Below are 7,297 nucleotides of genomic sequence, written 5' to 3' on the forward strand. Positions count from 1 at the left end.
GGCGGGGGAAAACTGACAATGCGGCGATGTCGCTGCATTGTCAGGCTCGGTTCACCAGTTATACGTCAGGCTCGTCGTCATGGTTCGGCCATCGCCGTAGTAGCAGTCCCAATTGCTGGTACAACGCGCAACGTATTTTTTGTCGTCGAGGTTTTCCATGTTCATGTCGACCTTTACGCCCTTGAGGCCCAGTGGCGATTGGCCAAGGTCGTAGGACAGGCGAGCGTCATACACGGTAAAGGACGGCACGTCGAAGGAGGGCGCAGTGGCTGTGCCTGGGTACTCGGTTCCGGGACTGCTGCGCACATAACGGACACCAAGCCCGGCACCGAATCCGGCCAGCGGGGTATCGCCCAGGAACGTGTAGTTGACCCAGGCGGAGGCAGTCAGCGGTGAGCTGCCGGCCAGGTGGTTGCCTTGACGCCCATCGTTGTCCTTGGTGTATTCAATATCGTTGCGCGATACCGAAGCGATGATGTCCAGTGACTTGTTCAGGCTGGCCTTGCCTTCCAGTTCAATACCCGTCGAGCGCACGGCACCGGTCTGGCCGTTGAAGCCCGGGTTGTCCAGGTCGGTGGTCAGCATGTTTTCCTGGTCCAGTTGATAAGCGGATAACTGCACAAAGCTCTGCTGCCCCGGCGGCTGGAACTTGAGTCCTATTTCATACTGTTTGCCGGTGGTGGCCTCGAACGGTTTGCCGGACACATCACGGCCGCTGACCGGCTGGAATGATTCGGCATAGCTGATGAACGGAGCCAGGCCGTTGTCGAACAGGTATACCAGGCCGGCGCGCCCGGTGAAGGCACTGTCGCGGACGTTGCTGTGGGCGCCGCTGACCGGTTCCTTGTTGTCCACTTCGGTCCAGTCGTAGCGGCCACCTAGCACCAGCACCCATTGGTCGAGCCTGATCTGGTCCTGCATGTACAGGCCGGTCTGGGTGATGGTGTTGTCCCATCGGTACAGATTGCCGAAATTGAGAGGCTGGCCATGGACCGGGTTGAAGATGTCTATGATTGGCGGGTTGTAGTCGTACAGCCCTTTGAACTTCGAGTTGAACCGGTAGTAGTCCAGGCCGGTGATCAGCGTGTGTTTCAGGGGGCCGCTGTCAAATTCGGCCTGGGCGATATTGTCCACGCCGAAGACCTTGTTGGTCTGCGACCAGTCGACGCCGTAGCGGGTCATGTAGCGTTTGTCGTCGGCGCCGGTGACGGGGTTGTTGACGAAGCGATAGCCATGCAGCGGGGCGGTGTAATGGTCGTCCACCACGGCATAACGAGCGTTCTGCTTCAAGGTCCAGACATCGTTCAGGCGATGGTTCAGCTCATAGCCCAGGGCATATTGGTTGCGCTTGTAGTCATTCACGCCGGGCTCGCCCAGGAAAAGGTCCCGCGAAATCCTGCCGTTGGGGTTGTTGAACACCGTCCCCAGGGCGGGCAATCCTTGTGCTTCAGGAACCGCGTCGTCGCGTTGGTACTGGGCAAACAGGGTCAGGCTGGTATCTTCGTTGGGTAGCCAGGTCAGGCTCGGCGCGAGGAACTGACGTTTCTGCTGGGCATAGTCAATGCTCGAATTGCTGTCGTTGACCAGCCCGGTCAAGCGATACAGCAGCGTGCCTTGTTCATCCAGGGGCCCGCCGATATCCATGCCGACACCCATCTGGTCGTAGCTGCCCGCCTTCAACACCACCTCATGGACGGGTTCGAGGGTTGGCCGCTTGCTGACCATATTGATGATGCCGCCAGGCTGGTTCTGACCGTACAGCACCGAGGCCGGCCCTTTGAGCACTTCAATGCGCTCCAAGGAATACGGTTCGATCTGCAGCGCGCCGCCGGTGCTGCCTCCGCCGTAGGGCAAGTGCAGGCCGTCCAGATACAACGGGACGGGCGTTATGCCGCGAGATGTCGGCTCGTCGAAAATCTTCACCCGGTCGGAGAAGCCGCCGCCCGTGATACCTGGTGTGTAGCGCAATGCTTGGGTAACGGTCTGGGCGCCTCGGGCCTTGATCTCGTCAGCGGTGACCACGTTGATGGTTTGCGGCACCTCCACCAGGGCGCTGTCGGTCTTGCTGCCCGTGGCGCTGCGCGTGGCGACGATCCCATCGACGGGGCCCCAGGGGTTTTCGCCAACGTTGCGGGCACCGATCAGTGTGGCATCCAACTGCAAGGTTGCGCTGTCGGGTGCGAGTTGCACAGACCAGGCGTTGCCGCTGTTGACGGCCTGCAAGCCCGAGCCCGCCAATAGGCGCTGCAGCGCCCCGGGAATGTTGAATTGCCCGTGCAGGCCCGGCGTGCTCTTGCCGGTGGTCAGTTGCGCGTCCACCGAGAGCAACACACCGGCTGTCCTGGCGAATTGGTTCAACGCCTGGTCGAGCTGGCCTGCGGCGATATCGTACTGGCGAACATCATTGATGTTGGCGGGCTCAGCCTGGGCTGTGGCGCAGAACATTGGCGTTGCAGCCAGGGCACCGAGGAACAAACCGTTGCGCAAGAAATGGAGAGGGGCTTGGACGGGCACTGCGATACTCCCTGGCGATAGCAATTGAAGGGTTTCAGAGCTATCCCGTAGCAACAGGAAAAACCGACAATGCCCGGCGAAAAAATCACGTGAGACGCTTTACCGTGACCCAATAACGCGTTGTCTGGTGGACACGCACGGGCAGCGAGCGGGCCAGCGCCGCCAGGATGGCGTCGGTGTCGGCCAGAGGAAATACTCCGGTGATCAGCAACGGTGCGGCGGCCGGATCGCAGCGCAGGATGCCGGGCCGGTAGCGGCTCAGTTGCGACAGAAACTGACCCAGCGGCTGGCGCTCGGCGATCAGGTGGCCCTCGCTCCAGGCGCTGGCGTTTGGGTCAGTGGCGGTGACGACACCGAGTCGGTCCTGGTCGAACCAGAGGCTCTGGCCTTCCACCAGCCTTTGGGCCGCTGCGGCGATAGGCCGTACTTCCAGCATTCCGTTGTAAAGGTCGACCCGGATGCCTTGCTGGGCCTCGGTCACACAGAAGCGCGTGCCCAGCGCCTGTATCTCGCCTGCCCCGGTCTGCACGATCAACGGCCGCTGGAGGTACTCGGGGTTGTGCCCGGTCTCCAGCAGGATGGCCCCCTTGATCAGGCGAATGCGCCGATGACCGGCAGAAAAAAGCACGTCCACGGCGCTGTCGGTATCCAGGTCCAGGCGCGTGCCGTCCTCCAGCGTCAGCCGACGGATTTCGCCGACCGCCGTGTGTTGATCGGCCAATGCGCCGCGCCAGGGTTTCTGGCTGTGCAGCGAATAACCGGTTGCGCCAGTGACCAGCATCAGCGAAAGCAACTTGAGCATGTCGCGCCGCGAGCGCTGCGGCGCATCCTTGAGCACGGCCTGAGCGCAGTCGCGCGGGACGCTACCCAAGGTCTGCTGCAAATCCTGCAAGCGCTGCCAGGCCCTGGCGTGTTCGGCATCGGCGCGCTGCCACAGGACAAACGCCTGCTGTTGAGCGTCAGTCATCTCGCCGCCCCAATGCAGCATCAGCCACTCGCTCGCCTGTTCGACGACGGCCGGGGAAACCGGAAGCTCGGCGCGGCGATTCATTCTTCGTAGACCGTCTGGTAGCAGGCCAGGATGGCGCGGGTCATGTATTTTTGTACGGAGCTGACGGTGACTTGCAGCCGTTCGGCAATTTGCGCATAGCCCAGGCCTTCGAATTGCGACAGCAGGAAGGCCGTCCGCACATTGCCGGGCATGCGGTCGAGCATCGCGTCGATTTTCTGAAGCGTTTCGAGAATGATTGCTCGTGTCTCCAGGCAAGGCGTCTGGGGTTCGGGCAAATGAGCGATACTTTCCAGGTAGGCCCGTTCGATTCGCTGTCGACGCCACTGATCGATCACCAGGTTGCGGGCGATCTGGGTCAGGTAACTGCGACCCTCCACTACCCCGGGAATACGTCCGGAAACCAGCAGGCGCAGGAATGTGTCTTGCGCAATGTCCGCCGCGTGGTCATGGTTGCCCAGCTTTCGACGTAACCAGGCGTGCAGCCAGCCGTGATGATCGCGGTAGAGTTCATGCAGTTGAGCATTGCCATTGGAAGTTGCTGACATGACGGGCTCGTCGGGAAGGTGTTAATGATAGGTATTATCATTACACTTTCATTTGGGCTTTGAAAGCCGATCGATGGAACTCTGGTGCGCAGCCGGGATTTGCAACGATGGGTTGAAAAAACAGACTGGGAAAACTGACATGGCGCAGGAAAGGGCATTCGTCGAACTCGGCGTGCTGATCTACCCCGGCGCGCAAATGGCCGCGGTGCATGGTTTGACCGATCTGTTTGCAGTGGCGGATGGCATTGCGGCGGAGCATGCCAGTGTGCAGCTGCCGCGGCTGCGCGTGAGCCACTGGCAAACGGTGGGCGGAGAAATGCCGTTGCGGGTGTTTGCCAGTGATGCCGGTCCGCATGCGCCATTGGTCGCCTTGTTGATCCCACCGTCCATTGCCGGCTTCAATGAAGCTGTCGCGACACAGACGCTGATGGATTGGCTCCGGGCGCAACATGCCAGCGGCACGGTATTGGGCGGGGTTTGCGTCGGCTCGATCCTGCTGGCCGAAAGCGGTTTGCTGGATGGGCGCAGTGCCACGACCCACTGGACCTCGGCCAAGAGCTTTGCGGCACGTTATCCGAAGATCAAGCTCAACGCCGATAAACCCATTGTCGACGACGGCGACCTGATCACCACCGCCGGGCTCATGGCCTGGTCGGAGCTCGGGCTGCGGCTCGTGGACCGCTTGCTCGGCCCCGGCATCGCCACTCGCACCGCGCAGTTTCTGGTGATCGAGCACAGCGATAGCGCGAGCCAGTGCGGCAGTAATTTCGCGCCGATCCTCGGGCATGGCGATGGAGCGATTCTGAAAGTGCAACATTGGTTGCAGCGCAGCGGCGCGGTGGATGTTTCCGTTGGCGCGATGGCCGAACAGGCCGGGCTGGAGGAGCGCACGTTCCTGCGCAGGTTTCGCGCGGCTACCGGCCTCAAGCCCACCGAATACTGCCAGCACCTGCGGGTCGGCAAGGCCCGGGAAATGCTGGAGTACACCAACGGTACCATCGACCACATTGCCTGGACCGTCGGTTATCAGGATCCTTCTGCCTTTCGAGCGACGTTCAAGAAAATCACCGGGTTGGCGCCGAGTGATTACCGGGCGAGGTTTGGGGTGAACCCGAGTGCTGCCAAAAGCTGACACGGAGCTCCCTCGCCACGGAAAATGCTGGCTCGGGATGTCGTGCAAATTGCCGGACATCCGCTTCCAGTCGTGCAGAATGAAACAGGCCCGGTGCCATATCTTCCGCTTATCCCCCCGTTTCCTTGACCGTTCGTCCCCCGCCGTGCCGTTGGCCTGATCTCTGCAATCCTTATAGCTACGGCTATTCAGCGCAGTTGAAAGGACAACGCATGACCCAGATCCATCGTGACAAATGTGTAGTGGCCCATTCGGTCAATCCCCAGGCACCGCTGCATGAAGTCGAGACCAATCGGGCGCTGGCGCGCTGGCTGGCGAATATCCTTGGCCTGGAGTTCGGCGGCAGCTATGACAGCCGGCACCACGCCGGGCGGGATCTGTACCTGTTGCCTACGCAAACCCTGATCGGCCCCGAGGCTGCGTTGCGCCTGGGCGTCAAGGGTCCGGATGATCTTTGGGGCGGTTACGTCGACCACGATTTCATCTGCACCAAGGCGATTGCCCATGGTCTGTTGAATAAGGATGCGGTCGCGCCGAAGGGCTGGTCACCGCTGTTTGCCAAGCTGACCCGGGGCGTTGTGCTCGACGGCATCAGCGTGTTTTCGCTCAAGGATGCGCGCCAGGCCGCCGAGCATTTGCTCTACGCCGGGCCGATTCGCTTCAAGCCAATCCATGCTTGCGCCGGACGTGGCCAGCGAGTCATCCGGAGCATCGGGCAATTCGATGAAATCGTCGCGGCTCCAGACGCCCAGGCATTGTTCAGCGAGGGAATCGTGCTGGAACAGAATCTCAGTGGGGTCAAGACCCAGAGCGTCGGCCAAAGCTTCATCAACGGCAAGGTTTTGAGCTACTGCGGCGTGCAGCACCTGACCCACGACAACGACGGAGAAGAGGTCTACGGCGGCTCCGACCTGCTGGTGGCGCAAGGGGGCTACATCGAGCTTCTCGGCCTGGAGTTGCCGGACGATGTGCGCGAAGCGGTCCGGCTGGCGCAGGTATTCGATGACGCCGCCAACCAGGCTTTCCCCACGTTCTTTGCCTCGCGGCGCAACTACGACATCGCCCAAGGGACGGATACCGGGGGCCAGCCTCGCGGTGGCGTGCTCGAGCAATCCTGGCGAATGGGCGGCGCCAGCAGCGCGGAACTGGCTGCCTTGCAGGTATTTGTCGAGGACCCATCGATCCGCGCGGTTCGGGTGTCCTCGGTGGAAACCTACACCGACCAACCGCTGCCGCCCGGCGCCACGGAGGTTTATCGCGGCGCCGCGGAAAATGGTGATTTCCTACTCAAATACGTAACGGTTCAATCCTATGACGGCTAGAAGCGAAACCATCCAGATTGCGATTGATGATGAACACATGAACGGGACCTTCCTCAGCCCCAAGTCGAAGGTTCCCGGTGTGTTGTTCGTGCACGGTTGGGGCGGCAGCCAGGAGCGAGATCTCGAGCGGGCCAAAGGCATCGCCGGCCTGGGCTGCGTGTGCCTGACCTTCGACTTGCGCGGCCACACCGGTGGGGCCGGGATTCCATTGTCGCGGGTCACGCGCGAGGACAACCTGCGGGACTTGCTGGCGGCCTACGACCGGTTGCTCGCCCACCCGGCTCTGGACACCTCGGCGATCGCGGTGGTCGGTACCAGCTACGGTGGTTACCTGGCCTCGATCCTTACCTCATTGCGACCGGTGCGCTGGCTGGCCCTGCGGGTGCCGGCCCTGTACCGCGACGAGCAGTGGCACACGCCCAAGCGCGACCTGGACAAGGCTGACCTGCTCGATTACCGCAGTACCCTGGTGCACGCCGACACCAACCGGGCCTTGCACGCCTGCGCGCAATTCACCGGGGATGTGTTGCTGGTGGAATCGGAGACGGACGATCATGTGCCCCACGCGACGATCATGAGCTACCGGGCCGCCTGCCAGCAGACTCACTCGTTGACTCATCGAATCATCGATGGCGCCGACCATTCTCTGAGTGACCCCGTGTCACAACAGGCCTACACCTCGATCCTGGTGAGCTGGATCACGGAGATGGTGGTGGGCGAGCGGTTGAGCATCATTCAGGAGCGGTAGACATGAGTTCCAGGCGGGCCTCTT

At 61.7% G+C, this 7,297-nt stretch carries 6 protein-coding genes; 3 read left to right on the forward strand and 3 right to left on the reverse strand.

The features are described 5' to 3' along the window. Positions 1-51 precede the first annotated feature (51 nt). The 3 genes from ACE04F_RS01440 to ACE04F_RS01450 all read right to left on the reverse strand — a co-directional run bounded on the left by ACE04F_RS01440 (position 52) and on the right by ACE04F_RS01450 (position 4,071). Complete coding sequence (locus ACE04F_RS01440; RefSeq protein ID WP_486104231.1) at positions 52-2,445, reverse strand: TonB-dependent siderophore receptor; 2,394 nt, start codon at positions 2,443-2,445, stop codon at positions 52-54. 154 nt (positions 2,446-2,599) lie between these two features. Beyond that, the gene (locus ACE04F_RS01445; protein ID WP_486104215.1) at positions 2,600-3,565 is read right to left on the reverse strand and encodes a FecR domain-containing protein; all 966 of its coding nucleotides are present in this window, start codon (positions 3,563-3,565) and stop codon (positions 2,600-2,602) included. After that, positions 3,562-4,071, reverse strand: a complete 510-nt coding sequence (locus ACE04F_RS01450) for a sigma-70 family RNA polymerase sigma factor (protein WP_305498455.1) — start codon at positions 4,069-4,071, stop codon at positions 3,562-3,564. The genes ACE04F_RS01445 and ACE04F_RS01450 overlap by 4 nt, the downstream gene beginning before the upstream one ends. A 139-nt stretch (positions 4,072-4,210) precedes the next feature. On the opposite strand from ACE04F_RS01450, the gene ACE04F_RS01455 reads away from it, so the two are divergent. The 3 genes from ACE04F_RS01455 (at position 4,211) to ACE04F_RS01465 (ending at position 7,273) form a co-directional block, all read left to right on the forward strand. After that, complete coding sequence (locus ACE04F_RS01455; protein ID WP_486104217.1) at positions 4,211-5,203, forward strand: GlxA family transcriptional regulator; 993 nt, start codon at positions 4,211-4,213, stop codon at positions 5,201-5,203. A gap of 212 nt (positions 5,204-5,415) precedes the next feature. Continuing rightward, the gene (locus tag ACE04F_RS01460; RefSeq protein ID WP_486104219.1) at positions 5,416-6,525 is read left to right on the forward strand and encodes a DUF3182 family protein; all 1,110 of its coding nucleotides are present in this window, start codon (positions 5,416-5,418) and stop codon (positions 6,523-6,525) included. Then, complete coding sequence (locus ACE04F_RS01465; protein ID WP_434571500.1) at positions 6,515-7,273, forward strand: alpha/beta hydrolase family protein; 759 nt, start codon at positions 6,515-6,517, stop codon at positions 7,271-7,273. The genes ACE04F_RS01460 and ACE04F_RS01465 overlap by 11 nt, the downstream gene beginning before the upstream one ends. Positions 7,274-7,297 lie beyond the last annotated feature (24 nt).

This window comes from Pseudomonas sp. AGC41, from assembly GCF_057334555.1.